Raw genomic sequence first — 25,913 nt, 5'->3', positions numbered from 1 at the left:
GTCGGCATAAGTCATCCCAACAGCCCTGAAATGCAACTGCTCGCCGTCGGCCTCAACCATACCACCGCCCCAGTGTCGCTCCGCGAACAGCTGGCGTTTGCGCCTGAGCAATTGGGTTCGGCGGTGATGGCGGCGCGCACCTGGTTCCAGCGCATCGACTTGCGCGACAACGACGAAGCGGCCATCCTGTCGACCTGCAACCGCACCGAGCTGTATGCGGCCAGCCACGTGCCCAATCCGCTCGACGCGGGTGCGCATTTCCTGGCCGATTATCACAAGCTCAACTACAGCGAGCTGCGCCCCCACTTATATATGTTGCCGCAGCACGATGCCGTGCGCCACACCTTCCGCGTCGCCTCCGGGCTCGATTCGATGGTGCTGGGCGAAACGCAGATCCTGGGCCAGATCAAGGACGCCATCCGCACGGCCGACGAAGCGGGCGGCCTGGGCACGTATCTGCACCAGTTGTTCCAGCGCAGCTTTTCCGTCGCCAAGGAAGTGCGCAGCAGCACGGAAATCGGCGCGCACAGCGTGTCCATGGCGGCCGCCGCCGTACGCCTGTCGCAGCGCATCTTCGACAAGATCGCCGAGCAGAACGTGCTGTTCATCGGCGCCGGCGAAATGATCGAATTGTGCGCCACGCACTTCGCGGCGCAAAACCCGAAAAGCATCACCATTGCCAACCGCACCATGGAACGGGGCGAGGAACTGGCGCACCGCTTCAACGGCAAGGCCATCCGCCTGGCTGACCTGCCGGAGCAGCTGCACCAGTTCGACATCGTCATTTCATGCACGGCGTCGTCCTTGCCGCTGCTGGGCCTGGGCCTGGTCGAGCGCGCAATCAAGGCACGCCGCCACAAGCCCATGTTCATGGTCGACCTGGCCGTGCCGCGCGACATCGAAGCGGAAGTGGGCCGTTTGAACGACGTCTTCCTGTACACGGTCGACGACCTGGGCAAGGTCGTGCAGACGGGCCTGGAAAGCCGGCAAGCGGCCGTGGCGCAAGCCGAAGCCATCATCGAAACGCGCGTGCAATCGTTCATGAGCTGGGTCGATGACCGCGCCATGGTGCCCGTCATCCAGCATTTGCATGAAAACAGCGAAGCGCTGCGCCTGATGGAAGTGGAACGGGCGCGCAAGATGCTGGCCAAGGGCGCCGACATCGACGCCGTCCTGGAAGCGCTGTCGAAAGGCTTGACGGCCAAGTTCCTGCACGGACCGCAGCAGGCGCTGCACCACGCGCAAGGCGACGAGCGCAAGCAGCTGGTCACCCTGCTGCCAAAACTGTTCCGCCCCCGCCGTTAGCGCAGCCCCGCTGGCCGCCCGCGCGCGACCACCCCCTGCCCGCCTGCCGGGCCTGCACCATCCCTACACTCTTTTACCGCGAATCGCTATGAAACCATCCATGCTGGCCAAACTCGATCAACTGGCGAACCGCCTGGTCGAACTCGACGAACTGCTGATGCACCCGGACGCCACGTCGAACATGGACAGCTACCGCAAGATGACGCGCGAGCACGCCGAACTGGGTCCGCTGGTCGCCCTGTACCATTCCTATCAGGAAGCGGGCAACGATATTACGACAGCGCAAGAGATGTTGTCCGATCCGGACATGAAGGAATTCGCCCAGGAAGAAATCGAGGCGGCCAAGACCACCATGGCGCGGCTGGAGCGCGAATTGCAAACCATGCTGCTGCCGAAGGACGTCAATGACGAACGCAATATCTTCCTGGAAATTCGCGCCGGCACGGGCGGCGATGAATCGGCCCTGTTCGCCGGCGACCTGCTGCGCATGTACACGCGCTTTGCCGAACGCAACCGCTGGCAGGTGGAACTGGTGTCGGCATCCGACTCCGACCTGGGCGGCTACCGCGAAGTGATCGTGCGCGTAGTGGGTAACGGCGCGTATTCAAAGCTGAAATTCGAGTCGGGCGGCCACCGCGTGCAGCGCGTGCCGGCCACGGAAACGCAAGGCCGCATCCACACGTCCGCCTGCACGGTGGCCGTGATGCCGGAAGCCGATGAAGTGGAAGACGTCAACATCAACCCGGCCGACCTGCGCATCGACACCTACCGCGCCTCGGGCGCCGGTGGACAGCACATCAACAAAACGGACTCCGCCGTGCGCATCACCCACTTGCCGACCGGCATCGTGGTGGAATGCCAGGATGACCGCAGCCAGCACAAGAACAAGGCGCAGGCGATGAAAGTGCTGGCCGCGCGCATCAAGGACGTGCAATTGCGCGAACAGCAGTCGAAGGAAGCGGCCACCCGCAAGAGCCTGATCGGCTCGGGCGACCGCAGCGAGCGCATCCGCACCTATAATTTCCCGCAAGGCCGCCTGACGGACCACCGCATCAATTTGACCTTGTATAAGCTGGACTTCATCATGGATGGGGATTTGACGGACTTGACGAATGCGCTGGCGGCAGAGCACCAGGCGGAACTGCTGGCTGCCTTGGGCGATTAAACGCTGACACCGTTGTTGTCGGCTTACGCTACGCTAAGCCGACAGCTTTAAGTAGCGGCTAAGCAATAAAAATCCAGCCTTGTGCGAAAATGACCAGCTCGATTCCATCCACCTCACCGTGTCGCCCATGAAAAATTCACGCACCGTCCTCCTGTCGATCGCCGCCCTGTGTTTCCTGATGCTGGGCGTGGCCATGTATTTGCAGCATGCCATGAACATGGCGCCGTGCCCGCTGTGCGTGATCCAGCGCTACCTGTTCCTCGCCATCGGCATCGCCTGCCTGGCCGGCGCGGCCGCCAACCGTCCAAAGATCGGCGCCGGCATCGGCTTGCTGGCGGCCCTGGGCGGGCTGGGCGTGGGCGCCAAGCATCTGTACGTGCTGGCCAACCCCGGCTTCTCGTGCGGCATCGATCCGGTGGAAACGGCGCTGAACAAGATTTTCACGGCGCAAGTCATGCCCTTCATGTTTGAATCCTATGGCGCCTGCGAAAACGCCGGCGAGCCGTTTTTCGGCCTGTCGATTCCGCAATGGGCGTTCATCTGGTTCGCCATTTTTAGCGTCGGCCTGCTGTGGACCTTGCTGCGCCGTCAGAAATAATTGAAAGCACCATGCCAGAAACACTGATCCCCGCCGGCAGCACTGTCGGCGCCCTGCAAATCCGTCCACTGCTCGATCCGCTCGACAACCGCATCCTGCTGGGCCATGCGCTGGGCCTGTCGCGCGTGAGCCTGATCACACAATCGGAGCGTGTGCTCACTCCCGATGAAGCCCAACGCCTGTCCAGCTTGCTGGCACGCCGCCTGCAGGGCGAGCCGATCGCCTACATCGTGGGCCAGCGCGAATTCTTCGGCCTGCCGTTCGAAGTGAACGATGCCGTGCTGATTCCCCGCCCCGACACGGAAGTGCTGGTGGAACTGGCGCTCGAGCGCCTGCCGCCCGGCGGACGGGTGCTCGACATGGGTACGGGCAGCGGCGCCATTGCCGTCGCGCTGGCGCACACGCGGCCCGACGCCGTCGTCACGGCCCTGGATGTCAGCAGCACGGCGCTGGCCGTGGCGCGCCGCAACGCCAGCGCCAATGGCGTCAACATCACCTTCATGGCCAGCGACTGGTTCGAAGCGCTGGGCACGGAAAAGTTCGACCTGATCGTCTCGAATCCCCCCTACATCGCCAGCGGCGACCGCCACCTGGCCGAAGGCGATTTGCGCTTCGAGCCTGCCGGCGCGCTGACCGACCATGCGGACGGCCTGTCGGCCCTGCGCACCATCGTCTCCGGCGCCGCGCGCCACCTGGCGTCAGGCGCCTGGCTGCTGATGGAGCACGGCTATGACCAGGCAGCATCCGTGCGCGGCTTGCTGGCCGACGCAGGCTACAGCAAAGTGCAAAGCTGGCGCGACCTGGCCGGCATCGAACGAGTCAGCGGCGCCCGCCTGGGCTGACCGCCGCCACCTGCGCAAAGCTTGACCCGGCAGCGCGCCAGATCCCCCCGCAGTTTGTTAAAATATCAAGCGAATTCCTGACCGAAGCGCCGTCCCCGCTCCCCGGGGCGGACGCTGGCGACGCGGCGTTTTTTGGGCCGGCGCCGACGCATTTGCCAAAATTCGGTTAATCTCAGCACAAATTATTTATATGCTGCACAAGAAAGGAAGCTCAAATTGCCCAACCTGTTGACTCGCCGCCTGGCATTGCTGACTGAAGATGCCAACCGCGCGCTGCTGGGCGGCTTGCGCGGCATCGAGCGTGAAACCCTGCGCGTCGACCACGCCGGCCATCTGGCTTCCACGCCCCACCCCGTTGCCCTGGGTTCGGCGCTGACGCACCCAGAAATCACCACCGACTACGCCGAAGCGCTGCTCGAATTCATCACCCCGGCCGAAGCCGACATCGGCGTCACGCTCGACAAGCTCGACACCGTGCACCGCCACGCCTACAGCCGCCTGGGCGACGAGTTGCTGTGGAGCCAGTCGATGCCGTGCCAGCTGCCGCCCGAAGCGGAAATCGAGATCGCCAACTACGGCAGCTCGAACATGGGCATGCTCAAGCACGTCTACCGGCGCGGCCTGGCCTTGCGTTACGGCAAAGCCATGCAATGCATCGCCGGCATCCATTACAACTATTCACTCGACGAGCAGCTGTGGCAAGTGCTGGCCAGCAATCCGGACACCAGCGCCAGCCCGACACACGCGGCGGCCACGCCGAAAGACGTGCAGTCGGAAAGCTATCTGGCGACGATCCGCAATTTCCGCCGCTACAGCTGGCTGCTGATGTACCTGTTCGGCGCTTCGCCGGCCCTGTCCGCCGGTTTCCTGCGCGGCCGCGCGCACAAGCTCGACACCTTGTCCGACGACACCTTGTTCCTTCCGTATGCCACCAGCCTGCGCATGAGCGACCTCGGCTACCAGAACGATGCCCAGTCCGGCCTGCGCCCGCACGAAAACAGCCTGGACGACTACGTCAACGCGCTCACGCATGCCGTCAACGACCCGTATCCGCCGTACGAAGCCCTGGGAACAAAAAAAGAGGGCGAGTGGATCCAGCTGTCCACCAACGTGCTGCAGATCGAAAATGAATACTATTCGACCATCCGCCCGAAACGCGTGATCCGCACGGGCGAGCGCCCGATCCAGGCCCTGTGCCTGCGCGGCGTGCAATACATCGAAGTGCGCTGCATGGATGTCGACCCGTTCGAACCGGTCGGCATCAGCCTGGAAACGGGTCGCTTCCTCGACGCGTTCCTGCTGTTCTGCGCACTCGACGACAGCGCTCCCATCTCGGCCGAGCAAAGCGCCTGCTACACGAACAATTTCGCCCGCACCGTCAAGGAAGGCCGCAAGCCGGGCTTGACCCTGCGCCGCGATGGCGAGGACATCACCCTGCAGGCGTGGGGCGAGGAATTGCTGGCGCGCATCGCCCCCGTGGCGGCCCTGCTGGACGCGCGCCTTGGCGGCACGCAGCACGCGGACAGCCTGGCGGCGCAAGCCATCAAGCTGGCCGACCCGGATGCGACGCCATCGGCGAAGGTCCTGGCCGAACTACGCGCCAACGGCGGCTCGTTTGCCGCCTTCGGCCTGCGCCAGAGCGAGCGCCACGCAGCCTATTTCCGCACGCATCCGGCAACACCGGAACAAAGCGCGTATTTCGACGAGATGGCCGCCAGCTCGCTGGCCGAGCAGCGCGCCATGGAGGCGGCGCCCGCCGGCAGCTTCGACGATTTCGTCGCCGCCTACCGCGCCAGCACCCTGTGTTCGCACACCTGATCCTGCCTGACTTCCTGCCTGGCGCCCCATGCTGACCTTCTACAATGAATTGCACAGCCAGCATCGGGGCCGCTTCGAAATGTTTCGCGGCACCATGGTGCCCTGCTTCGAGACGCCCGAGCGGGCCGACATGGTGGTGGCCGAACTGGGACGGCGCAACCTGGGCCGCATCGTCACGCCGCACGGCGTGCCGCTGACCTCGCTGGAACGCATCCACACGCCGCGCTACCTGCATTTCCTGCGCCACGCCTGGCACGACTGGCTGGCGCTCGACCCCGACAATGCGGGCAGGGATGCCTTGCCGTCCGTGTGGCCCGTGCGCACCCTGCGCAGCGACATCGAACCGGACGACTTCACGGCCAAGCTGGGCCTGTACTCGATGGACAACGGCACGCCACTGACGGCCGGCACGTGGACGGCGGCCAAGACGGGCGCCGACTGCGCCGTCAACGCGGCCCATGCGCTGCGCCTGGGCGAGCGGGCCACGTTTGCCCTCACCCGCCCGCCGGGCCACCACGCGGGCAGCGATTTCTTTGGCGGCTACTGTTTTCTCAACAACGCTGCCCTGGCCGCGCAGCATCTGCTCGACGACGGCGCCCGCAAGGTCGCCATCCTCGATATCGATTACCACCACGGCAACGGCACGCAAAGCATCTTTTACCAGCGCGACGACGTGCTGTTCGCCTCCATCCACGCCGACCCGCGCAGCGAATATCCGTTTTACCTGGGGCACGCAGATGAAACGGGCAGCGGCGCCGGGCTCGGCTACAACGTCAACCTGCCGCTGCCATCCGGCAGCAGCACGGCCAGCTGGTTCGCCGCGCTGGAAACGGCCTGCCTGCGCATCAATATGTACGCACCCGACGCGCTGGTGGTCTCGCTCGGTGTCGATACTTTCGCCGGCGACCCGCTGTCGCACTTCTCCCTGCAAAGCGGCGACTACCTGCGCGTGGGCGAGCGCCTCGCGCATCTGAACCTGCCCACCGCCTTCATCCTCGAAGGGGGCTACGCGGTGAAGGAAATCGGCATCAATGTCGTCAATGTGCTCGAAGGCTTTGAAACGGCTGATTAAGAGCGCCTGACAGAACCGTAGCGAGCGGCAGTGAGTTGCGGCTGAGAGGCGCAGCTGTGCGAATGCACAGTGAGCATCGGAGGCCGCAAATCGCGACGCGCAGTAGATTATGTCAGGAGCTCTAAACCGGCCTACATATTCCGGAACAGCGCCATGAACGGCTGGCTCACGGCCAGGGTTTCCGGCCGCGTCTTCAGGCGCAAGGCGCCGCGTCCCACTTCGTCGCGCGTGACGGACGCCACCATTTTCATGTTGACGATGGTGGAGCGGTGGATCTGTTTAAAGATGGCCGGATCGAGCACGTCGAGCAGTTCGCGGATCGGCTTGCGCAGCAGCGCCTCGCCCTCGGCCGTCATGACGGCCGTGTACTTGGTGTCGGACTGAAAATAGGCGATGTCTTCCACCATGATCAGCCGCGTATCCTTGCCGCTGCTGGCCGTCAGCCATACCAGCGGCGGCGACTTGGCGGCCGCCGGCAAGGCGCTGCTCAACTGCTGCAGCAGGCCGGCCAGCGCACCGTCATCCACCTGGGTCTTGCCGGCCCGTGCCTGCACGCGCTGCAAGGTCGCCTGCAGGCGCTCGCGGGCTATGGGTTTCAATAAATAGTCGACGGCGCCCTTGTCAAAGGCATCGATCGCGTACTGGTCGTAGGCGGTGACGAACACCACCTGCGTGGCGGGACTCGCTTCGAGCGCGCCGGCCGCCACTTCCAGCCCCGTCAATCCCGGCATGCGGATGTCGAGGAAGGCGATGTCGGGCTGATGCGTGGCGATGGCGTCGAGCGCCGCGCCGCCATCGTCGCAGGCGGCGACGATGCGCAAGCTGGGCCACTCTTCGGCCAGCAGGGCCACGAGCGCATCGCGCAGCAGGGTTTCGTCTTCGGCGATGACGCACGTCATCTCGGGCTTATGCATAGGAGACTCCCTGCGCCGTGCTGTCGGGTACCGTGATGGTGGCCGTCACGCCATCGGGGAAATTGGCGAGGATGGAAAACGACGCGGCCGCGCCATAGGTCAGGCGCAGGCGTTCGCGCACATTGCGCAAGCCGATGCCCGTGCCGGCACCGTCGTCGCTGAAGCCCTTGCCATCGTCGGCCACTGTGACGATCACCGTGCCGTCGCCGCTGCGCGCCATGATCCAGATCGTGCCGCCGCCGCTTTTCGGCTCCAGGCCGTGCTTGATGGCGTTTTCCACCAGGGTTTGCAGCATCATCGGCGGCAGTTCCGCCTGGCGCAGGTATTGCGGCACTTCGATCTGCAGGTTCAGGCGTCCACCCATGCGGATTTTCAGGATATCGAGGTAGGCGCGCGCCCGTTCCAGTTCCGTGCCCAGGGTCGACATGGCTTGCTCCGTGCGCGGCAGCGAGTGGCGCAGGTACAGGATCAGATTACCGAGCATCTCGTCGGCACGCACGGGATCGCTGCGCGTGAGCAGCTGCGCGCTGGCCAGGGTGTTGTACAGGAAGTGCGGCTCGACCTGTGCATGCAGCAGGCTCAGCTTGGCTACCGTGAGTTCCTTTTCCGTCACCGTCTGGCGCGCCTCGGCCTGCTCGCCGCGGCGGCGCTGCGCCACCCGGCGCGTCATCGCCCGCGTCACCGCTTCCGCGTTTTCCAGGTTGCTGCCATGGTCGACAAGGAACCAATCGGTCCAGGCATTGCGTGCCGGCTCGCAGATCAGGGTCACGCTGCCCGCCTCGCCATTCGGCGTGACGGTGGCGAGAATCTGGTTCGGCCGCGGCTCAATGAAGCTCAGCAAGCGCATGCGGGGCAAGCCCGTGTGCGTGTACGGCGCGGCGCGGCGCACGCGGGCCTGCACCTGCAGGCTGTCGCGCGCGCTTTCGACCACTTCGCTGCCCGGCAGTTCGCGGATGGCCGCGTCGATCATGTCGAACGCTTCGCCCGCCTCGAACGGGATCTCGATCTGGCGCCGCTGGCGGCTCGACAGGGTGCCGGCATTGACGGTGCCGGCGATCAGGCGTACGCGCCGCACGTGCGAAAATGCATTCGTGATGACGGCGCTGGCCAGCAGTGCGCCAACGATGACAAAGAAGCCTTCCGTCCGCCCGAAGATATAGCGCAGGAAATTCTCGACCAGGATCGCCGTGGCGATGATGTAGGTGAGCATCGTGGCCAGGGTGATGCGCAGGATAAAGAAGAGGCTAGTCATGATTTTTCCTTGGGGTGTGAAGTGGGGCCAAGCATAACCACCAGCCCCACCGGCGGTGGCCATTATGCGATGGAAGGGCAATACTGGCGACAAAGGCAAGAAAATAAAGCATAAATCCGCGCCCTTCCCAAATAAAATAGCTTGCAATTAAATAGTGCGCGATATATATTGAGCACATGGACGCCGCATACCGCTTCTTCAGACGGGCATCCTGGGGCAGTAGCCCACGAAACAAGTAGCACACTATTTAGTCGTTAACTATTTAACTCACCGAGGAAAACCATCATGTCGATCAAACAAGTCCTGTACCGCGCTCAAGCCACCGCCACCGGAGGCCGCGAAGGCCGTGCCGTCTCGTCCGACAATGTGCTGGACGTCAAGCTGACCACGCCAAAAGAACTGGGCGGCAATGGCGCCGTCGGCACCAATCCGGAACAACTGTTCGCTGCCGGCTACTCGGCCTGCTTCATCGGCGCCATGAAATTCGTCGGCGGCCGCGACAAGATCGCCCTGCCAGCGGACCTGTCCATCGAAGGCAACGTCGGTATCGGCGCCATCGAAACGGGCTTCGGCATCGAAGTGGAACTGAAAATTTCGCTGCCAGGCATGGAACGCGCCGCCGCCGAAGCGCTGGTCGCCGCCGCCCACATCGTGTGCCCCTACTCGAACGCCACGCGCGGCAACATCGACGTCACCTTGACGATCGTCTAAGCGTACCTGGACTGCGGCGCATCGCGCTCTGCCGTCAAAACCGCACTGCCTGCATGGCAATGCGGTTTTTTTTGCGTGCGCCTTTAGAATGACGCTCTTTCCCTGATTTTTCGGAGCACTCATGATCGCTTGGCAATGGAACACGTTCGACGAACTCGGCCCCCACGATTTGTACCAGGTGCTGGCCTTGCGCCAGCGCGTGTTCGTCATCGAACAGCAGTGCATTTACCCGGACCTCGATGGCCATGACCAGCAAGCCATGCATTTGCTGGGCTGGCAAACGGCCGATGGCCAGCGCCGGCTGGCCGCGTACCTGAGGGTGCTGGCGCCCGGCGCCAAGTATGTGGAAATGTCGCTGGGCCGCGTGCTGACGGCGCCCGAGGCGCGCACCACGGGCGCCGGCAAGCATCTGCTGGCGGAAGGCATCGCGCGCGCGGAACGCCAGCACCCTGGCCACGCCATCCGCATCGGCGCCCAGCAGTATCTGGAGCGCTTCTACCAGTCCTTCGGCTTTGTCACCGTCAGCGCGCCCTACGATGAAGACGGCATACAGCACGTCGACATGCTGCGCGCGGTGCCGCCGGGACCGGCGGCATGACGACGGCCCTCATTTCCTGGAGTGGCGGCAAGGATTCCTGCCTGGCCCTGTGGCGCGCGCGCAACGCCGGCACGAGCGTGCCGCTGTTGATCACGGCCATGGATGAAGACGGCCGCAAGTCGCGCTCGCACGGCGTGCCGCCCGCGCTGCTCGAGGCGCAGGCAGCCAGCCTGGGCGCGCGCCTGCAGCGCTATCACGCCAGCTGGGCCAGCTACGAAGAGCAATTCATCGCCATGCTGCGCGCGGCGAAAGACGAAGGCATCGCCCACGCCATCTTCGGCGACATCGACCTGCAGCCGCACCGCGACTGGGAAGAAAAAGTCTGCGCCGCTGCCGGCCTAACGGCCCACCTGCCCCTGTGGGGCGAGGATCGCCGCGCGCTGGTCGATGAGTTCCTTGCCGCCGGCTTCAAGGCCATCGTCGTGTGCATCAATGGCCAGCACTTGCCGCGCGCATTTTGCGGGCGCGAGTTCGACGCCGCCTTCCTCGCCGACCTGCCGCCCGGCGTCGATGCCTGCGGCGAAAACGGCGAATTCCACACCTTCGTCTACGACGGCCCCGCCTTCAGCGCCCCGGTGGCGCTGCGCCGCACGCAAGTGCTGCAATATGACGCGCCAGCCAATCTGGGCGGCGCCACCTACTACTTCCAGGAACTGGCGCCGGTTTGAGTGGCCACAAAAGCAAAAAGGGCGACTCCATGGAGTCGCCCTTTGTCCGTGCACCTTGCGCGTGCTTACTTCTTCTCCACTTTTCGCAGCGTGATGTCGAACACCAGACCGGCGTAAGGCGGGATCACCACAGCACCCGTCGCGTCACGGGTGCCGCTCACGCCATAGCCCAGGTCATACGGAATGAGCAGGCGGCGCGTGCCGCCTTCCTGCATGCCGACCATGCCACGGTCCCAGCCCAGGATATGTTTGCCGATACCCAGGATAAACGTATAACCCGAGAGAGAAGGAGACGCGTCGAATTGCACGCCTTTGCCGTCCGGCTTGCTCGCGTCGTACAGCCAGCCCGTGTAGACCACCGTCAAGGTATCGCCCGCCGCGGCGGCCGTGCCGGTGCCTTTCACCAGGTCGGGAAAGGCGAATTCTTTCACTTGCGTGTTCGGGTCAAGCACGACCGGCTTCTCGGTGTTGGCAGCAGCGCCGCAAGCGGTCAGGGCCACGGCGCAAGCGAGGGTGGCGATCATTTGAAATACCGATTTCATGGTTTCCCTTTAAATATTGGTGTGTGGCTAAGCCCGTACGGTGCGGACCGGTACGGGCTGGAGTTTAACAGGACTCGCGTAGCCCATTTGTAAGCAGACGTAAGCAAGGCAGTAAGTGTGTCTCGATGCAACGTTGACACAATATCTATATTTCCACCTGCGTGCCCAGTTCGATCACCCGGTTGCTCGGGATCTGATAGTAGTCGGCCGCCGTGCGCGCATTGCGCGACATGGTGACGAACAGGTGCTCGCGCCATGGCATCATGCCGGCGCCCGGCGTCGAAATGATGGTCTGGCGCGCGATGAAGAACGACGTTTCCATCATCTCGAAATCCAGTCCCTGCTCGGCGCACTGCGCCAGCGCGGCCGGAATGTCCGGTTCATCCTTGAAGCCGTAATGCACATTCACCTGGTAGCACTGGTGGCCCAGGTCCACCACGCGCACGCGCTCGGAAGGCGCCACCCACGGCTCTTCATGCATGAAGACGGTCAGGAAGATCACCCGCTCATGCAACACTTTGTTGTGCAGCAAGTTATGCAGCAGCGCATGCGGCACGCCATCCGTTTCGCCGCGCAGGAAGATGGCCGTGCCGGGCACGCGCAGCGGCGGCGCGATGAACAGCGACGAAAGGAAATCGTCGAGCGGAATCGCATGCTTTTCCAGGTTTTGGAACACCAGCTGGCGGCCCCGCTTCCAGGTCAGCATGACGATGAACAAAATCGAGCCCAGCAGCAGCGGGAACCAGCCGCCGTGGAACAGTTTCAGCGCCGTGGCCGACACCAGGTTGACGTCGATGATCAGGAAAAAGCCCGTGGCGGCCCAGCACAGGGCCAGGTTCATCTTCCAGCGGTAGCGGATGACGAAGAAGGTCAGGATAGTGGTCGACAGCATGGTGGCCGTCACGGCAATGCCGTAGGCGGCGGCCAGGTTTTCCGAGGAACCGAAACCGATGACGGCCAGCAGCACCACGGCCAGCTGCAGCCAGTTCACGGCGGGGATGTAGATCTGCCCGATTTCGCTTTCCGACGTGTGGCGCACGCGCATGCGCGGCAAGAAGCCCAGCGCGATCGCTTGCTTGGTCATCGAGAAGGTGCCGGAAATGGTCGCCTGCGAGGCGATCACGGTGGCCATGGTCGACAGGATCACCAGCGGATACACGCTCCACGCGCCCAGCTGCTGGTAAAACGGATTCGAGACGGCTTCCGGATGCGCCAGCAGCAAGCCGCCCTGGCCCAGGTAGTTCAGCGCCAGCGCGGGAAAGGCGATCAGGAACCAGGCCAGGCGGATAGGCTTCTTGCCGAAATGGCCCATGTCGGCGTACAGCGCCTCGGCACCCGTCAGCGCCAGCACCACGGCGCCCAGGGCAACGAAGGCGACAAAGCCGTTATTCATCAGGAAAGTGGCGGCGTGCAGGGGATTGAGTGCGGCCAGGATGGCCGGCGACTTGATGATGTTGACCACGCCCATGCCGGCCAGCGCGGCAAACCACAACACCATGATGGGGGCAAAATAGCGGCCGATGCCGGCCGTGCCGTGCGACTGCACCGAGTACAGCGCCACCAGCACCACCATCGTCAGCGGTACCACATACGGACTGAAGGCGGGCGTGGCCACTTCCAGGCCTTCGATCGCCGACAGCACGGAAATGGCCGGCGTGATCACGCTGTCGCCATAGAACAGGGTGGCGCCGAAGACGCCGATCACCATCAGCGGGAAATGCCAGCGCGACAGGCGGCTGACGGACGACAGCACCAGCGCCATCAGGGCCATGATGCCGCCCTCGCCGCGGTTGTCGGCACGCAACACCAAGGTCACGTACTTGAGCGAGACGATCAGGGTCAGGCCCCAGAAAATCAGCGAGACGATGCCCAGCAGGTTCTCGTGCGAGAGCAGCAGGCCGTGGGCCGGGTCAAAGACGGTCTTCAGGGTGTACAGCGGACTGGTGCCGATATCGCCGTAAACGATGCCCACGGCCGCCAGCGTCATGCCGGCAAGGCCGCTTTTTTTATGTTCCGACGTCAAGGTTGCACCCGTTTTTGTTTTGTTGCATCGCACAATATGATAGGTATTAGCAAATAGCAAGAGTATTTTTGCATGGTTCCGCAGCTGCCCCAAAGTCGTGGTTTTGTGCCGCTCCGCCTTGCTGCGCGGGCTTGCGGCATTAATTTGTTGCCATTCTACGCCTCGCCAGCGGCGCCGGGCAGCCCCCGATGTTTTCAGCCATAATGACAGACTGTCTACTCTCCAGCGAAGCCCATCATGAATCCAGGCATGCTCTACGCCTCCCTCGCCTTCCTCTGCTGGGGCCTGTTCCCCCTGTACTTTCACGCCATCGGCGAGATCGCGCCACAGGAAATCCTGGCGCACCGCATGGTCTGGTCGCTGTTGTTCCTGGGCATCGTGCTGACCGTGCGCCGGCAGTGGAGCTGGCTGGGCAGCCTGAAAGCGCAGCCCAGGGTGGTGGCCAGCTTCGTGGCCAGTGCGTTCTTGCTGTCCGCCAACTGGTTCATCTATATCTGGGCCGTCAACAACGGCCACGTGGTCGACGCCAGCCTCGGCTATTTCATTACGCCCCTGATCAATGTCATGCTGGGCTTTTTGCTGCTGCACGAGCGCCTGCGCCGCCTGCAGTGGCTGGCCATCGGCCTGGCCGCCTGCGGCGTGGCCTGGCTCACCTGGCAGGCGGGCCAGGTGCCGTGGATCGCCCTGCTGCTGGCGGCCACCTTCGGCGGCTATGGCTTGCTGCGCAAGACGGCCGCGCTGGGCGCGCTCGAAGGCTTGTCGTTCGAGACATTGATTCTGTTCCCCCTGGCGCTGGCCTATATGCTGTGGCTGGGCTGGCATGGCCAGAGCGGCTTCGTCAATACAGATTCCACCGCCACGCGCGCGCTGCTGCTGGCGTCCGGCCCCATCACGGCCATTCCCCTGCTGCTGTTTGCCGCTGGCGCGCGCCGCCTGCCGCTGGCCGTGCTGGGGCTGCTGCAATACATCGCCCCCACGGGGCAGCTGCTGATCGGTGTATGGGTCTTCCACGAATCGTTCACGCCCGAGCGCATGCTGGGCTTCCTCGTCATCTGGACGGCGCTGGGCCTGTATGCGGCCGAGGGCCTGTGGACGGCCCGCAAGGCGCGCGCCGCCGCCTAGTCTTGCCCTGGAGCCCGTTTCCGCAGCGCGCAGCGCTGGCCGGAAGCGGGCGTTTACCGTATCCTGTCCGTCTTTGTATATCACCCGAGATTTCTAATGGCAAATTACGTCTACACCATGAATCGCGTGGGCAAAATCGTCCCGCCCAAACGCCAGATTCTGAAAGATATTTCCCTCTCCTTCTTCCCAGGCGCGAAGATCGGCGTACTGGGCCTGAACGGCTCCGGCAAATCGACCCTGCTGAAAATCATGGCAGGCATCGACACCGACATCCAGGGCGAAGCCGTGCCGATGCCGGGCCTGAACATCGGCTACCTGCCGCAGGAACCGCAGCTGGACCCGGAAAAGACCGTGCGCCAGGAAGTCGAGTCGGGCCTGGGCGAAGTATTTGAAGCGCAAGCCAAGCTGGAAGCCGTGTACGCCGCGTATGCCGAGGAAGACGCCGATTTCGACGCCCTGGCCACGGAACAGGCACGCCTGGAAGCGATCATCTCGACTTCCGACGGCGGCAATTTGAATTTGCAGCTGGAAATGGCCGCCGACGCGCTGCGCCTGCCGCCATGGGACGCCAAGGTCGGCGTGCTGTCCGGCGGTGAAAAGCGCCGCGTGGCACTGTGCAAGCTGCTGCTGTCGAAACCCGACATGCTGCTGCTCGACGAACCGACCAACCATCTGGATGCGGAATCGGTCGACTGGCTGGAACAATTCCTGCTGCGCTTCCCCGGCACCGTGGTGGCCATCACCCATGACCGCTACTTCCTCGACAACGCGGCAGAGTGGATCCTGGAACTGGACCGCGGCAGCGGCATTCCATGGAAGGGTAACTACTCGACCTGGCTGGAGCAGAAGCAAGCCCGCCTGAAGCAGGAAGAATCGACGGAATCGGCGCGCCAGAAGGCGCTGCAGAAGGAGCTGGAATGGTCGCGCCAGAACCCGAAAGCGCGTCAGGCGAAATCAAAAGCCCGCCTGGCCCGCTTCAACGAGTTGTCCGAGCACGAATACCAGAAACGCAATGAAACGCAGGAAATCTTCATTCCCGTGGCCGAACGCCTGGGCAATGACGTCATCGAGTTCAAGAACGTGTCGAAAGCGTTCGGCGACCGTTTGCTGATCGATAACCTGAGTTTTACCGTGCCGCCAGGCGCCATCGTCGGCATCATCGGCCCCAACGGCGCCGGTAAGTCGACCCTGTTCAAGATGATCACCGGCAAGGAACAGCCGGACAGCGGCGAAGTGGCCATCGGCCAGACGGCACGCGTGTCCATCGTCGACCAGAACCGCGATTCGCTGGCCGACAACAAGTCCGTCTTTGAAGATGTGTCCGGCGGCGCCGACATGCTGACTGTGGGCCGCTTTGAAATGCCGTCGCGCGCCTATCTGGGCCGCTTCAACTTCAAGGGTTCGGACCAGCAAAAAATGGTCGGCAACCTGTCCGGCGGTGAGCGTGGCCGTCTGCACCTGGCGAAAACCCTGCTGATGGGCGGCAACGTCCTGCTGCTCGATGAACCGTCGAACGATCTGGACGTGGAAACCTTGCGCGCACTGGAAGACGCCTTGCTGGAATTTGCCGGCAGCGTCATGGTCATTTCCCATGATCGCTGGTTCCTCGACCGTATCGCCACGCACATCCTGGCGTTCGAAGGCAACTCGCAGGTCACCTTCTTTGACGGCAACTATCAAGAGTACGAAGCCGACAAGAAGAAACGCCTGGGCGAAGAAGGCGCGAAACCAAAACGTATCCGCTACAAGCCGTTGACCACGTAATTTCGGTCTGGCCATGCAAAAAGGCAGTTACCTCGCGGTAACTGCCTTTTTTTTCAGCAAACATCCAGTTTTTAAAACCGTAGCGAGCGGCAACGAATTGTGGCTGAGAAGCGGAGCTGTGCTATAGCACAGTGAGCATTGGAGGCCGCAAAGCGTGCCGCGCAGTAGGTTTTTAGAAGTTGTAGCGTGCGCCCAAAGCGAGGCCGGTGGCCTTGCGGCCCTGGTCCGCGCTCTTGCCGAAGTGTTCCACTTCCGCCGTCAGCGAGACTTTCTCGTTGATCGCGTACTGGGCACCGACGGAAGCGTACACGCCCGTCTTGTCGTTGCCGCTGATGCCGGTCGACAGGCCGGTGCCGCTCAAGCTGTTCTTGACCTTGGCCACGCCGAGCTTGCCGAATACACCGACCTTGTCGGTCACGGGCATGGTGGCCTTGCCGGCCAGATAGTAGCCGTGCGAATCGCTTTTCACGGAACCGTTGCCGGCGCCGGTGACATAGCTGTAATCCTTGCTGCCGAAATCGGCGTAGCCGCCCTCGACCGCCCAGGTTTTATCGAAATCGTAACCGGCGAAGATCTTGGCGCCTGCCTTGTAGCCGCTGTGATTATCGGCGCTGGTGGCGCCAGGAATATCGAAGTTATAACGGTTGCCCGTGACGCCGGCACCCACATAGGCGCCTTCGGCGTGTGCGGCGCTCATGCCGGTCAGTGCGGTAACGGAAGCGATCATTGCAAACAGGATTTTCTTCTTCATCATGTTCTCTCTCTCAATTAGTTGACTTGCCTGGATTCGCAGTTCAGCGAAGTGCGATGACTACACAATAACAGCCGAAAAAAGCTACGTCTTTCTCCATTCCGTAAGAACTGTGACAAGATGTAAGTCAACATTCCAAACTGACAATAACCGTAAAATGCGCACTGTTAAGCGAACTTAAGATAGACTTAAGAACATTAGCGATTTTCAGTCAAGAGGAGAAGTGCATGCACAAACGCCAGTTTCTCGCCGCCGCCATGGCTGCCAGCGCCTTGCCCGCCATAAGCAGGGCGGCACCCGCCGGCCTGCGCGGTCCGGCCCTGCTGACCATCACGGGCAGCATCGACAAGCCGAACCGGGGCCCGTTCGACGCCGTGCGCGATCAGATGATGCACAAGCAAAAGATCAGTTTCGAACGGGCGCGCGCCTTCGACTTCGCGGCGCTGGCGAACTTGCCGGCACGCACCATCCACCCCACCCTGGAATACGATGGCAAGGCGCATGCCCTGCGCGGGCCGCTGCTGGTCGATGTATTGAAGGCGGCGGGCGCGCCTGAGGAAGATGCCGTGCGGCTGCTGCTGCGCGCCGTGGATGGCTATGCGGCGGCGCTGACCATGGCACAGGCGAGGGCACAGCGTTTTATTGTCGCCACCCACCTGGACGGGCAGGCGATGGCGCTGGGCGGCCTGGGACCGCTATGGGCGATCCACGATGCGGACCGCATCGCGGCCGTGGCGGCGCTGCCCCTGGCAGAACGCTACACCAGCTGCCCGTGGGCGCTGTATCACATTGGCGTGGAGGCGGGTTGACGCTACTTAAAACGCCAAACAAAACCGTAGCGAGCGGAAGGAAGAGGTGACTGAGAAGCGGAGCTGTGCTAATGCACGGGGCCGCCGAGGCAGTGAGCATCGCAGGCCGCCTATACCGACGCGCAGTAGGTTTTGATAGGCGTTTAGGCGTAGGCTTCCGCCATCGACATAACCCGTGGCGCGATGGTGATGCCATGCTCCTCGAACAGGGCCGTGATGGCCGCCAGGTTGTGCGTGCACTCCTCGGTTTTCCAGCCCTTGAAGATATCCGTGCCATCCTTCTGGAAATGCAGGTCCAGCACCTTGCCCGCATCCTTGTGCAGGTAGGGCGAACTATAGGTGTTCTCGAAGCCGAGCGCCTTCAATTGCCCCAGCAAAGCCGATGGTGGATGGTCTGGATCGGTGGCGAGAAAAATGCCGAAGGTCTTGCCAGGCGGCTTGGCGGCAATGTCGACCTCGTAGATGCCGGGGGCCTTGCTGACAGACGTACTCTTTAAAAATAACATACAACACTCCCTGCGCGTAATGTCCCGCGCCTGAAACGGGCGGCAAGACAGGGGCGGTGCGCAATGATTCCCCTCGTCAAATCTTATTGCTAATTTGCATCTTTGTCGACAAATCGGCACTTTTATTTGGTAAGTCGTGGTTATCTTGTCGCCTTCAGCAAGGTAAATTGTCAATAAATCCAGTTATCATTGCGCCAATACCCGCCCTGCTGCATACTTTTGGCTTGCGTCACGATTGCCTTCCCGCCGGCCACTCCTCGTCTCCATGCGTCTTCTGTCGATCAAGTACCGCCTGCTCATCCTCCTGACCCTGATCCTGGGCGCGGGCTTCATGGCCACCAGCCTGGCCAGCTACCTGGCGTCGCGCCAGACCATCGAACATGGTATCGCCGACCAGACCTTGCCGCTGACGGGCGACAATATCTATTCCGAAATCCAGAAGGACATGCTGCGCCCCGTCTTCATTTCCTCGCTGATGGCGCACGACACCTTCGTGCGCGACTGGATACTCGCCGGCGAAAACAAGCCGGAACAGATCGTGCGCTACCTGGCCGAAGTCAAGAAGAAATACGGCGCCATCACCAGCTTTCTCGTCTCGGACAAGAGCAGCAAATATTATTACGCGGAAGGCACCCTGAAATCCGTCAGCCCGCAGGCGACGCGCGACATCTGGTACTACCGCGTGCGCGCCATGGAAAACAGCGACTATGAAACGAATGTCGACGTGGACATGGCCAACCGCGACAGCATGACCATCTTCATCAACCACCGCGTACTCGACTACGACGGCCGGTTCATCGGCGCCACCGGCATCGGCCTGACTCTGGACACCATGAGCCACATCATCGACCGCTACCAGGCGCGCTTTCACCGCAACATCTATTTTGTCGATGGCGCCGGCACCCTGGTGTTGGCGGGCAAGACCATGCGCAACGGGCACGGCAACATCCGCAGCCTGCCCGGCGTGAACGCCATTGCCGACCAGATCATCAACCACCAGAGCGAACCGACGCATCTGTCGTACCAGCTGGGCCGCGCGCAAATCCTCGTCAACTCGCGTTTCATTCCCGAACTGGGCTGGTACCTGGTGGTCGAGCAGAACGTCAGCGACGAAGTCCAGTCGCTGCAGCGCGTCTTCATCCTCAACCTGGCCATCAGCTTTGGCGTCACCCTGCTGGTACTGGTGCTGACCTTGCTGACGGTAAACCGCTACCAGCGCCGCATCGAGCGCATCGCCTCGACGGATGCGCTGACCGGGCTATTGAATCGCCAATCGCTGGAATTGCTGTTCCAGCGCGCCATGCTCCTGTCCAGGCGCAACGAGCAACCGATGTCCGCCATCCTCTTCGACATCGATTTCTTCAAGCGCGTCAACGATACGCACGGCCACCTGTGGGGCGACAAGGTCATCCGTGGCGTGGCCGACGTGGCGCGCGCCACCGTGCGCGAAAGCGATGTCATCACGCGCTGGGGCGGCGAGGAATACCTGGTATTGCTGAATAACTGCAACCTGGTCAAAGCGGAGGAAGTGGCGGAAAACCTGCGCGCCGCCATCGAAGGCCACGATTTCGGCTTGCCCGAACCGCAGGTACCCGTGACGATCAGCCTGGGCGTGGCCGAGTACCGGCCAGAGGAAAGCGAATCGGCCTTCTTTTCGCGTGCAGACAGCGCGCTGTATCAGGCCAAGCAGCACGGCCGCAACGGCGTGCACGCCGCCTGAGTCATCCCCCGCGCTTGCGCCTGGCCAGATCTTGCGTGGGCGCCACCAGCGCCCGGTACAACTCGCCCGTGGCGGCATCCCAGCTTTGCACGGCCAGCTGCTGGCGTTGCACGGTGGCCGAATCGCCGCGCGCGATGGGGCCGGACAGCGCGGGCGCGGCGCCCAGGCGGAACACATTGGCCACCGCTTCCGTCACCAGAGGCTGCGCCAGTTCGCGCGCCACCGCCTCGGGAATGCCGGCCGCCTGGTAGGCGCGCAAGGCGGCGTCGAGCACCGTCACCAGGTAATTGCTGGCGAAGACGGCAGCGGCGTGATACAGGGTCTTGGCGGCCGGGTCGATGGGCACGGGACGCGCGCCGATGGCGTTCAATGCCGGCGTGAGGAACGCCAGCGCCAGCGGATCGCCTTCGACGCCGCAAAACGTGCCGTCAAAGGTGGCGGCCACCTGCTGCGGGTCGGCAAAGCTGCGGATCGGGTGGGCGCTGGCGACAAAAGCGCCGGCCTGCGTGGCGGCCAGCAGCGCGTTCGACGCCAGCGCGCCGCTGCAGTGGAACACAATGGCGCCCGCCTGGCGTCCTTCGGCCACCAGCGCCGCGCAGGCCGGGACGATCTGGTCGTCCGCCACGGCCAGCATGGTGACGTCGGCGCGCCGCAAGGCCGCATAGCTGGCGACGGGAGTGCCGGCACCCATGAAATCGACGGCCGATTGCGCCGACGCCATCGAGCGCGTCAGTACGTCCTGCACGGCGACACCCTCCACGCCGGCGAACAAACGGCCCAGCACACGGCCCACATGACCGGCGCCGATGATATTCAGGGTGACGTTCATGTCTAGAAACTTGATCCCGGCTGGCGCAGGAATTCCACTTCTTGCGGCGTGGAAGCGCGGCCCAGGATGGCGTTACGGTGCGGGAAGCGGCCAAAGCGGGCGATCACTTCCTGGTGCCGCTCGGCGTAGTCGAGCATGCCGTCAAAGCCGGGCTGCGCCTGCGACAGCAGCTGGAACAGCTCGACGGCGCGCGCCTGCATGGCCAGGTCTTCCGCGTGTTCGAACGGCAGGTAGGAGAAAGCGCGCAGCATCGGCGGCAACTGCTGATCAAGGCCTTGCTCGGTCAAGGATAGAGCCAGCGCCAGCGCACGGGCGTCGCCGGCAAAGGCGCGCGGCGTGCCGCGATACACATTGCGCGTGAATTGATCGAGCACGATGAGGCGCGCCAGCGCACCGTGCGGCGCCGTGTCCCACTCGCGCAAGCCACCCTCGATGGCGGCATCGATCAGCGCGCCGAAACGATCGCGTATCTGCGCATCGAAGCCGTCATCCTTGCGGAACCATTCCATGCGCGACTGGCCGTAATGCGGGTTATCCGGCGGCAGGAACCAGAAATCGAGTACCTCTTGGGCCTGTGCATCCATGTCCATCCTTTTCAATTGCGTGCGTGCGACAGCTGGAAGCCGGCGATGCCTTCGAAAGCGGCCAGTTCGGCCGACATGGCGGACAGGCTGGCGCCCGTGTTCTTGCCATGCGCGATGGCGACGAAGCGCCATTCCTGCATGCCTTCGTTGCTGCCGATGGTCAGCGAGCCGCTGGCGATGTCGTAGCCGCGCTTGGCCGCCATGCGCCGCAGCGCATCTTCACGCGGAATAAACCCCTGGCGGAAGCGCATGGTGATGGCCACCGCGTGGCGCGACGGCAGCCAGTTCTCCAATTTTGACAGAAAAATCATCGCCATCGCGCACAGGAAGGCCAGGCCCATGGCCGACAGATAAAAGCCGATGCCGACCATGATGCCGATCACGGACGAGGCCCAGATCGAGGCGGCCGTCGTCAGGCCGCTGATATTGAAACCCTCGCGCATGATGACACCGGCGCCGAGAAAACCCACGCCCGTGACGATACCCTGGATCACGCGCGTGGGGTCGCTGCCGACGATGGCGCCATGGCCGCCGTACCAGAACTCGGGATAGCCGCCCAGCACCGTCAGCGCGGCCGAAGCCATGCAGACAAGGCTGTAGGTGCGCATGCCCGCCGCGCGCCCGTGATACGAGCGTTCATAGCCAACCAGCAAGCCCAGCAGCAGCGCGCCCAGCAGGTTCAGCAGGATCACGCCATTCGTCGCCAGCTCGGCCGGCGACCAGTAGGCGCGCAGGAAGTCGATGGTCGGCATTTAGGGCTTTTTGCTCAGCTGCTTTTCAAACGCCACGTCGAGCTTGCTGACGCGGCGCGCCTTTTGCGGCCCCAGGCCATTGACGAAGGCGACAAAGGCGTCCAGTTCCAGCGGCGGGCACAGGGGCGGCAAGCCGGGGCCTTCCGTGAGGAAGAACAGTTCATCGCCCGTGCGCGCCATCGTGTAGAGGCGCTGGCCGGTGCGTTCCTTGAGCCGCTCGATGGCGGACGTGGCGCGGGTCGAGCGCATCAGATGGCTCCCGTGCGCTGTTCCAGCCACGCCAGCGCAGGCGCATCGGCCGGCGCGGCCAGGTGCGGCGCGAGGCGCGCGCGCACGGTCGCGTGATAGTCGTTGAGCCAGGCCGCCTCGTCGTCGCGCAATAGCGAGCGCTCCACGCAGCGCGTGTCGATCGGGCACAGGGTCAGGGTTTCAAAACGCAAAAATTCGCCAAACTGCGTCGTCCCTGCCGGGACATTCAGCACCAGGTTCTCGATGCGGATGCCCCACTGGCCGGGACGGTAGATGCCCGGCTCGATGGACGTGATCATGCCAGGTTCCATGGCCGTCTGCGGCTCCGGCATGGCGGACTGGGAAATCGATTGCGGCCCTTCATGGACGTTGAGGAAAAAGCCCACGCCGTGGCCCGTGCCATGACCGAAATCGATGCCCTCGGCCCACAGGGGCGCGCGCGCAATCGAGTCCAGCATGGGCGACTTCACGCCGCGCGGGAATTGCGCGCGCGACAGAGCGATCATGCTGCGCAAGACCAGGGTGAAATCGCGCTTGTGCTCGGCCGTGATCGTGCCGACGGGGACCACGCGGGTGATATCCGTGGTGCCGCCCCAATACTGGCCGCCCGAGTCGATCAGCAGCAAGCCGTCGCCTTCGATGGTAGCTTCGCTGCCCGCATGCGCGTGGTAATGCATGATGGCGCCATGCGCATTGAAGCCGGCGATGGTGCCGAAACTGGGGCTGACAAACCCGGCGCGGCGCGCGCGGGCGGCCGTCAGGTGCTCGTCGACGCCGATTTCCGTCAACGGTGCGCGCTGCGGGTCGGCCAGGGTGCGATCCAGCCAGCTGAAAAACTCGCACAGGGCGGCGCCATCCTGCTCCATGGCGGCGCGCACGTGCGCGGCCTCGCTGTCCGTCTTGCGCGACTTGGCCAGGGTGGTCGGGTTGATGGATTCGACCACCTGCACGCCATCGGCCACGGCCTGGCGCGTGCCGAACGTAATGCGGCGCGGGTCGAGCAGCAAGGTGGCGCCGGCAGGCAAGGCGGCCAATGCGGCGCCGGCACGGTCATACGCGGCCACGTCCACGCCCTGGGCTTCCAGGGTGGCGCGCAGGGCGGCCGGCAGCTTGCCGTCGGCGACGAACAGCGTGGCGCGCTCGGGGCCCACCAGCGCATGCGCGAGGAAGACGGGGTTGTAATTGACGTCGGCGCCACGCAGGTTGAACAGGTAGGCGATATCGTCGAGGGTGGAAATCACATGGTGGCTGGCGCCTTGGGCCGCCATGCTGGCGCGCAGGGCCGCCAGTTTTTGCGTGCGCGACAGCGAGGGATACGCGGCCGCATGCTCGAACACGGGCGGGGCGGGCATGGCCGGGCGATCCGGCCACACGGCTTGCAGCACATCGGTGTCCGTGCGCAGGATCACTTGCGCGCCCAGCGCCTGTTGCAGCAGGCGCGCATTGGCCAGGCCCAGCACGGCGCCATCGACGGCCACCGTCTGCCCCGGCTGCATGGTTTCGCCCAGCCAGTCGATATACAGCACGCTGGCACCGGACGGGATTTTCTTCAGGACGATGCCGCTGCCGGCCAGTTCGTCTTCCGCCTGTTCCCAATAGCGACCATCGGTCCACACGCCGGCGAAATCCTGCGTCACGACCAGGGTGCCGACGGAACCCGTAAAGCCCGACAGCCACTCGCGGCCCTGCCAGCGGGCCGGCAGATACTCGGACAAGTGCGGGTCGGCCGAGGGCACGATCAGGGCGTCGATGTGCTGCGCGCGCATGGCGCTGCGCAGTTGCGACAAACGGGAGGCGGGAGTGGCTTGGTCAGGTGTCTGCATGGGGACGGAAAAAGCGGTGCTGGGAAGTGCCTATGATACCCCGATTAGCCCGGGTAAGGCACTGCGCGCCCGCAACGCCTTTTCCGCCGGTTTCAGGTTGCGTTCGAGTTTTTTCCGGATGCCCGCGTGGCGCACCTGGTCCAGCGCCGCGCGCAGGGCTTCCAGGCTTGCCTGGGTGGGGATGGTTTCCACGCCATGGCCCAGCGCCATGGCCAGCGACTGCGACGGCGCGCTTTTCGCCGTGCCGGGCGCCACGCATACCTGCGGCAGCAAGGTGGCGATGACGGGCGCGAACCATGCGTCATCGCGGTAGGCGGCCACCCGCGCGGCGCGCGCCAGCACGCCGGAATCGGCCGTGGCGAAAGCCGCATCGGCCACGTACGGCAGCTGGCCCGCATGGATGGCGGCGACGTGCGCAGCCGCTTCTTCCAGGATGACGCGCGAAAAATCCGCATACGCGGCGTCGCCGGCCAGCTCTTGCGCGGGATCCGTATCGCCGATGTCATCGCGGCTCCAGTGCCCGCTGTGCGGCGAGCGGGCCAGCGCCAGCAGGGAGGCATCGCGCAATTGCGGCAGCAAGGCCAGTTCGCGCAGGGTAATCGGCATCGGCAGCACGGCGTGGCGCGCCTGCATGACCGCATCGAGCCGCGCCAGGGCCTTGGCGCCAGCCAGGCGCGCCTGCAGGAACGACTGGTAGTGCTGCTCCGTCAGGTGCCGCACCTCGTCCATCGACACGTCATTCGCCATCATCGGCCTCATAGCGGCGCAAGCCTTCCAGGTCCAGCACGCGGATGCCGCCGTAATCGAGGCGCAATAAACCTTTTTTTTCCAGCACTTGCAAAGCCTGGTTGGCGCGCTGGCGCGAAGAGCCGGACAACAGTCCGATTTCTTCCTGCGACAGCTGCACCAAGGTTTCCACGCCCGGGTACAAGTGCGAATTGAACATCGAGGCCAGGCAGCGCGCCACGCGCGTGTTCAAGTCCAGCAGGCGCTCGTTTTCCACCATGCCGATGAACTGGCCCAGGCGCTCGTTGAGCTGCATCAGCAGGAAGCGCGTGAATGGCAGGCTCGTTTCCAGCAGCCAGTGGAAGGTGGCGCCGGGCAGGCGCGCCACGCGCGTGTCGCGCAGGGCCATGGTGTCGTATTTGCGGATTTCATTCTTCAGTAATGAACCTTCTCCGAACCAGCTGCCGGGCGGCACGCCGATAAAGGTCATGGCCTTGCCGGAAGCGGAAAAATTATTCATCTTGACCATGCCGCTGATGACGCCGATCCAGTTGTCCACGGGCTCGCCCTTGCGGCAGACAAAGCCGCCTTTCGGCACGAAGGTTTCAAACACATCCGCCTCGACCCTGGCCAGTTGAACGGGATCGAGCAGCTGTGCCCAGTGGGCCGCGCGCACGGCATCCTTGAGGCTGATATCAGGATTGGTCATTGTGCGATGCACCATCGAAAAGTGGGTAAATGTCCCCGAAAAGACAACTTGGCAAACTAAC

At 63.6% G+C, this 25,913-nt stretch carries 26 protein-coding genes; 13 read left to right on the top strand and 13 right to left on the bottom strand.

All coding sequences use genetic code 11. The annotated features are described in order from the left end of the window. Nucleotides 1–30: 30 nt before the first annotated feature. The 6 genes from hemA (at nucleotide 31) to U0004_RS01980 (ending at nucleotide 6,800) form a co-directional block, all read left to right on the top strand. Nucleotides 31–1,305 carry a glutamyl-tRNA reductase gene (gene hemA / locus U0004_RS02005; protein WP_034783735.1) on the top strand — a complete coding sequence of 425 codons (1,275 nt, stop codon included), beginning with the start codon at nucleotides 31–33 and terminating at the stop codon, nucleotides 1,303–1,305. An 88-nt stretch (nucleotides 1,306–1,393) separates the two neighbouring features. After that, entirely contained in the window at nucleotides 1,394–2,470 is a 1,077-nt protein-coding gene (gene prfA / locus U0004_RS02000) for a peptide chain release factor 1 (protein ID WP_034783736.1), read from the top strand. Nucleotides 2,471–2,597: 127 nt separating this feature from the next. Beyond that, nucleotides 2,598–3,068, top strand: a complete 471-nt coding sequence (locus U0004_RS01995) for a disulfide bond formation protein B (protein ID WP_034783901.1) — start codon at nucleotides 2,598–2,600, stop codon at nucleotides 3,066–3,068. Between the two features lie 11 nt (nucleotides 3,069–3,079). Then, nucleotides 3,080–3,910, top strand: coding sequence for a peptide chain release factor N(5)-glutamine methyltransferase (gene prmC / locus U0004_RS01990; RefSeq protein WP_070258403.1), 831 nt, complete (start codon nucleotides 3,080–3,082; stop codon nucleotides 3,908–3,910). A 216-nt stretch (nucleotides 3,911–4,126) separates the two neighbouring features. Beyond that, nucleotides 4,127–5,728 carry a glutamate--cysteine ligase gene (gshA, locus tag U0004_RS01985; RefSeq protein ID WP_070258401.1) on the top strand — a complete coding sequence of 534 codons (1,602 nt, stop codon included), beginning with the start codon at nucleotides 4,127–4,129 and terminating at the stop codon, nucleotides 5,726–5,728. A 28-nt stretch (nucleotides 5,729–5,756) separates the two neighbouring features. Then, nucleotides 5,757–6,800 carry a histone deacetylase family protein gene (locus U0004_RS01980; RefSeq protein ID WP_070258399.1) on the top strand — a complete coding sequence of 348 codons (1,044 nt, stop codon included), beginning with the start codon at nucleotides 5,757–5,759 and terminating at the stop codon, nucleotides 6,798–6,800. A 131-nt stretch (nucleotides 6,801–6,931) separates the two neighbouring features. Here the strand turns inward: U0004_RS01980 and U0004_RS01975 are convergent, their stop codons facing one another. Then, nucleotides 6,932–7,714 carry a LytR/AlgR family response regulator transcription factor gene (locus tag U0004_RS01975; protein ID WP_115057392.1) on the bottom strand — a complete coding sequence of 261 codons (783 nt, stop codon included), beginning with the start codon at nucleotides 7,712–7,714 and terminating at the stop codon, nucleotides 6,932–6,934. After that, nucleotides 7,707–8,966: a histidine kinase gene (locus tag U0004_RS01970; RefSeq protein WP_070258395.1), complete on the bottom strand. Its 1,260-nt coding sequence runs from the start codon at nucleotides 8,964–8,966 to the stop codon at nucleotides 7,707–7,709. Before U0004_RS01970 ends, U0004_RS01975 begins: the two co-directional genes overlap by 8 nt. 285 nt (nucleotides 8,967–9,251) lie before the next feature. Here U0004_RS01970 and U0004_RS01965 point away from each other — a divergent pair, with 285 nt between their 5' ends. From U0004_RS01965 to U0004_RS01955, 3 genes are all read left to right on the top strand, one after another. Beyond that, a complete protein-coding gene (locus U0004_RS01965; RefSeq protein ID WP_034783746.1) occupies nucleotides 9,252–9,677 on the top strand; it encodes an organic hydroperoxide resistance protein in 426 nt (141 codons plus the stop codon). A 121-nt stretch (nucleotides 9,678–9,798) separates the two neighbouring features. After that, entirely contained in the window at nucleotides 9,799–10,275 is a 477-nt protein-coding gene (locus U0004_RS01960) for a GNAT family N-acetyltransferase (RefSeq protein WP_070258394.1), read from the top strand. Further along, nucleotides 10,272–10,943, top strand: a complete 672-nt coding sequence (locus U0004_RS01955; RefSeq protein WP_070258392.1) for a Dph6-related ATP pyrophosphatase — start codon at nucleotides 10,272–10,274, stop codon at nucleotides 10,941–10,943. Before U0004_RS01960 ends, U0004_RS01955 begins: the two co-directional genes overlap by 4 nt. A gap of 65 nt (nucleotides 10,944–11,008) precedes the next feature. Here U0004_RS01955 and U0004_RS01950 read toward each other — a convergent pair whose 3' ends face one another. After that, the gene (locus U0004_RS01950; protein ID WP_070258391.1) at nucleotides 11,009–11,485 is read right to left on the bottom strand and encodes an FKBP-type peptidyl-prolyl cis-trans isomerase; all 477 of its coding nucleotides are present in this window, start codon (nucleotides 11,483–11,485) and stop codon (nucleotides 11,009–11,011) included. Nucleotides 11,486–11,630: 145 nt separating this feature from the next. Then, nucleotides 11,631–13,508: a potassium transporter Kup gene (locus U0004_RS01945; protein WP_070258389.1), complete on the bottom strand. Its 1,878-nt coding sequence runs from the start codon at nucleotides 13,506–13,508 to the stop codon at nucleotides 11,631–11,633. Between the two features lie 237 nt (nucleotides 13,509–13,745). Between U0004_RS01945 and rarD the strand changes: the two genes are divergently transcribed. Continuing rightward, nucleotides 13,746–14,630 carry an EamA family transporter RarD gene (gene rarD, locus U0004_RS01940; protein WP_070258387.1) on the top strand — a complete coding sequence of 295 codons (885 nt, stop codon included), beginning with the start codon at nucleotides 13,746–13,748 and terminating at the stop codon, nucleotides 14,628–14,630. Nucleotides 14,631–14,726: 96 nt separating this feature from the next. Further along, complete coding sequence (ettA, locus tag U0004_RS01935; RefSeq protein ID WP_034783756.1) at nucleotides 14,727–16,394, top strand: energy-dependent translational throttle protein EttA; 1,668 nt, start codon at nucleotides 14,727–14,729, stop codon at nucleotides 16,392–16,394. A 172-nt stretch (nucleotides 16,395–16,566) separates the two neighbouring features. Here ettA and U0004_RS01930 read toward each other — a convergent pair whose 3' ends face one another. Next, nucleotides 16,567–17,148, bottom strand: coding sequence for a porin family protein (locus tag U0004_RS01930; RefSeq protein WP_034752848.1), 582 nt, complete (start codon nucleotides 17,146–17,148; stop codon nucleotides 16,567–16,569). A 224-nt stretch (nucleotides 17,149–17,372) separates the two neighbouring features. On the opposite strand from U0004_RS01930, the gene U0004_RS01925 reads away from it, so the two are divergent. Next, nucleotides 17,373–17,954, top strand: coding sequence for a putative pterin-binding protein (locus U0004_RS01925; protein WP_034783760.1), 582 nt, complete (start codon nucleotides 17,373–17,375; stop codon nucleotides 17,952–17,954). A gap of 143 nt (nucleotides 17,955–18,097) precedes the next feature. On the opposite strand, the gene U0004_RS01920 is transcribed toward U0004_RS01925, so the two are convergent. After that, nucleotides 18,098–18,460 (bottom strand): hypothetical protein, encoded by a 363-nt coding sequence (locus tag U0004_RS01920; protein WP_070258385.1) that lies wholly within the window; start codon nucleotides 18,458–18,460, stop codon nucleotides 18,098–18,100. 265 nt (nucleotides 18,461–18,725) lie between these two features. On the opposite strand from U0004_RS01920, the gene U0004_RS01915 reads away from it, so the two are divergent. Then, nucleotides 18,726–20,180: a sensor domain-containing diguanylate cyclase gene (locus U0004_RS01915; RefSeq protein WP_070258383.1), complete on the top strand. Its 1,455-nt coding sequence runs from the start codon at nucleotides 18,726–18,728 to the stop codon at nucleotides 20,178–20,180. Between the two features lies 1 nt (nucleotide 20,181). On the opposite strand, the gene U0004_RS01910 is transcribed toward U0004_RS01915, so the two are convergent. The 7 genes from U0004_RS01910 to U0004_RS01880 are packed head-to-tail and all read right to left on the bottom strand — an operon-like array spanning nucleotide 20,182 to nucleotide 25,852. Continuing rightward, nucleotides 20,182–21,009, bottom strand: a complete 828-nt coding sequence (locus tag U0004_RS01910; RefSeq protein WP_070258381.1) for a Rossmann-like and DUF2520 domain-containing protein — start codon at nucleotides 21,007–21,009, stop codon at nucleotides 20,182–20,184. 2 nt (nucleotides 21,010–21,011) lie between these two features. Continuing rightward, nucleotides 21,012–21,599: a DUF924 family protein gene (locus tag U0004_RS01905; RefSeq protein ID WP_070258379.1), complete on the bottom strand. Its 588-nt coding sequence runs from the start codon at nucleotides 21,597–21,599 to the stop codon at nucleotides 21,012–21,014. A 5-nt stretch (nucleotides 21,600–21,604) separates the two neighbouring features. Continuing rightward, nucleotides 21,605–22,345 (bottom strand): MgtC/SapB family protein, encoded by a 741-nt coding sequence (locus U0004_RS01900; RefSeq protein ID WP_034783768.1) that lies wholly within the window; start codon nucleotides 22,343–22,345, stop codon nucleotides 21,605–21,607. Then, nucleotides 22,346–22,594 (bottom strand): hypothetical protein, encoded by a 249-nt coding sequence (locus tag U0004_RS01895; protein WP_070258377.1) that lies wholly within the window; start codon nucleotides 22,592–22,594, stop codon nucleotides 22,346–22,348. It lies immediately after the preceding gene. Beyond that, complete coding sequence (locus U0004_RS01890; RefSeq protein WP_070258375.1) at nucleotides 22,594–24,417, bottom strand: aminopeptidase P family protein; 1,824 nt, start codon at nucleotides 24,415–24,417, stop codon at nucleotides 22,594–22,596. The genes U0004_RS01895 and U0004_RS01890 overlap by 1 nt, the downstream gene beginning before the upstream one ends. 30 nt (nucleotides 24,418–24,447) lie before the next feature. Further along, entirely contained in the window at nucleotides 24,448–25,167 is a 720-nt protein-coding gene (locus U0004_RS01885) for a hypothetical protein (protein ID WP_070258373.1), read from the bottom strand. Continuing rightward, nucleotides 25,154–25,852 (bottom strand): Crp/Fnr family transcriptional regulator, encoded by a 699-nt coding sequence (locus tag U0004_RS01880; RefSeq protein WP_034783773.1) that lies wholly within the window; start codon nucleotides 25,850–25,852, stop codon nucleotides 25,154–25,156. Before U0004_RS01880 ends, U0004_RS01885 begins: the two co-directional genes overlap by 14 nt. Between the last annotated feature and the right edge of the window lie 61 nt (nucleotides 25,853–25,913).

The sequence above is a fragment of the Janthinobacterium lividum genome, assembly GCF_034424625.1.
Classification (GTDB): domain Bacteria; phylum Pseudomonadota; class Gammaproteobacteria; order Burkholderiales; family Burkholderiaceae_D; genus Janthinobacterium; species Janthinobacterium lividum.
Note: the sequence above shows the minus strand (reverse complement) of the source record. Positions and strands in the feature narration are given on the sequence as shown.

Excerpts from the sequence above, each read along its gene's own strand:
- U0004_RS01960 (WP_070258394.1), top strand. The coding sequence starts at position 9,799 with ATGATCGCTTGGCAATGGAACACGTTCGACGAACTCGGCCCCCACGAT.
- U0004_RS01915 (WP_070258383.1), top strand. The coding sequence starts at position 18,726 with ATGCGTCTTCTGTCGATCAAGTACCGCCTGCTCATCCTCCTGACCCTG.
- U0004_RS01955 (WP_070258392.1), top strand. The coding sequence starts at position 10,272 with ATGACGACGGCCCTCATTTCCTGGAGTGGCGGCAAGGATTCCTGCCTG.
- U0004_RS01910 (WP_070258381.1), bottom strand. The coding sequence starts at position 21,009 with ATGAACGTCACCCTGAATATCATCGGCGCCGGTCATGTGGGCCGTGTG.
- prmC (WP_070258403.1), top strand. The coding sequence starts at position 3,080 with ATGCCAGAAACACTGATCCCCGCCGGCAGCACTGTCGGCGCCCTGCAA.
- U0004_RS01890 (WP_070258375.1), bottom strand. The coding sequence starts at position 24,417 with ATGCAGACACCTGACCAAGCCACTCCCGCCTCCCGTTTGTCGCAACTG.
- U0004_RS01980 (WP_070258399.1), top strand. The coding sequence starts at position 5,757 with ATGCTGACCTTCTACAATGAATTGCACAGCCAGCATCGGGGCCGCTTC.
- U0004_RS01920 (WP_070258385.1), bottom strand. The coding sequence starts at position 18,460 with ATGTTATTTTTAAAGAGTACGTCTGTCAGCAAGGCCCCCGGCATCTAC.
- hemA (WP_034783735.1), top strand. The coding sequence starts at position 31 with ATGCAACTGCTCGCCGTCGGCCTCAACCATACCACCGCCCCAGTGTCG.
- U0004_RS01895 (WP_070258377.1), bottom strand. The coding sequence starts at position 22,594 with ATGCGCTCGACCCGCGCCACGTCCGCCATCGAGCGGCTCAAGGAACGC.
- U0004_RS01885 (WP_070258373.1), bottom strand. The coding sequence starts at position 25,167 with ATGATGGCGAATGACGTGTCGATGGACGAGGTGCGGCACCTGACGGAG.
- U0004_RS01905 (WP_070258379.1), bottom strand. The coding sequence starts at position 21,599 with ATGGACATGGATGCACAGGCCCAAGAGGTACTCGATTTCTGGTTCCTG.
- rarD (WP_070258387.1), top strand. The coding sequence starts at position 13,746 with ATGAATCCAGGCATGCTCTACGCCTCCCTCGCCTTCCTCTGCTGGGGC.
- U0004_RS01930 (WP_034752848.1), bottom strand. The coding sequence starts at position 17,148 with ATGATGAAGAAGAAAATCCTGTTTGCAATGATCGCTTCCGTTACCGCA.
- U0004_RS01970 (WP_070258395.1), bottom strand. The coding sequence starts at position 8,966 with ATGACTAGCCTCTTCTTTATCCTGCGCATCACCCTGGCCACGATGCTC.
- U0004_RS01965 (WP_034783746.1), top strand. The coding sequence starts at position 9,252 with ATGTCGATCAAACAAGTCCTGTACCGCGCTCAAGCCACCGCCACCGGA.
- U0004_RS01975 (WP_115057392.1), bottom strand. The coding sequence starts at position 7,714 with ATGCATAAGCCCGAGATGACGTGCGTCATCGCCGAAGACGAAACCCTG.
- ettA (WP_034783756.1), top strand. The coding sequence starts at position 14,727 with ATGGCAAATTACGTCTACACCATGAATCGCGTGGGCAAAATCGTCCCG.
- prfA (WP_034783736.1), top strand. The coding sequence starts at position 1,394 with ATGAAACCATCCATGCTGGCCAAACTCGATCAACTGGCGAACCGCCTG.
- U0004_RS01900 (WP_034783768.1), bottom strand. The coding sequence starts at position 22,345 with ATGCCGACCATCGACTTCCTGCGCGCCTACTGGTCGCCGGCCGAGCTG.
- U0004_RS01880 (WP_034783773.1), bottom strand. The coding sequence starts at position 25,852 with ATGACCAATCCTGATATCAGCCTCAAGGATGCCGTGCGCGCGGCCCAC.
- U0004_RS01995 (WP_034783901.1), top strand. The coding sequence starts at position 2,598 with ATGAAAAATTCACGCACCGTCCTCCTGTCGATCGCCGCCCTGTGTTTC.
- U0004_RS01950 (WP_070258391.1), bottom strand. The coding sequence starts at position 11,485 with ATGAAATCGGTATTTCAAATGATCGCCACCCTCGCTTGCGCCGTGGCC.
- U0004_RS01925 (WP_034783760.1), top strand. The coding sequence starts at position 17,373 with ATGCACAAACGCCAGTTTCTCGCCGCCGCCATGGCTGCCAGCGCCTTG.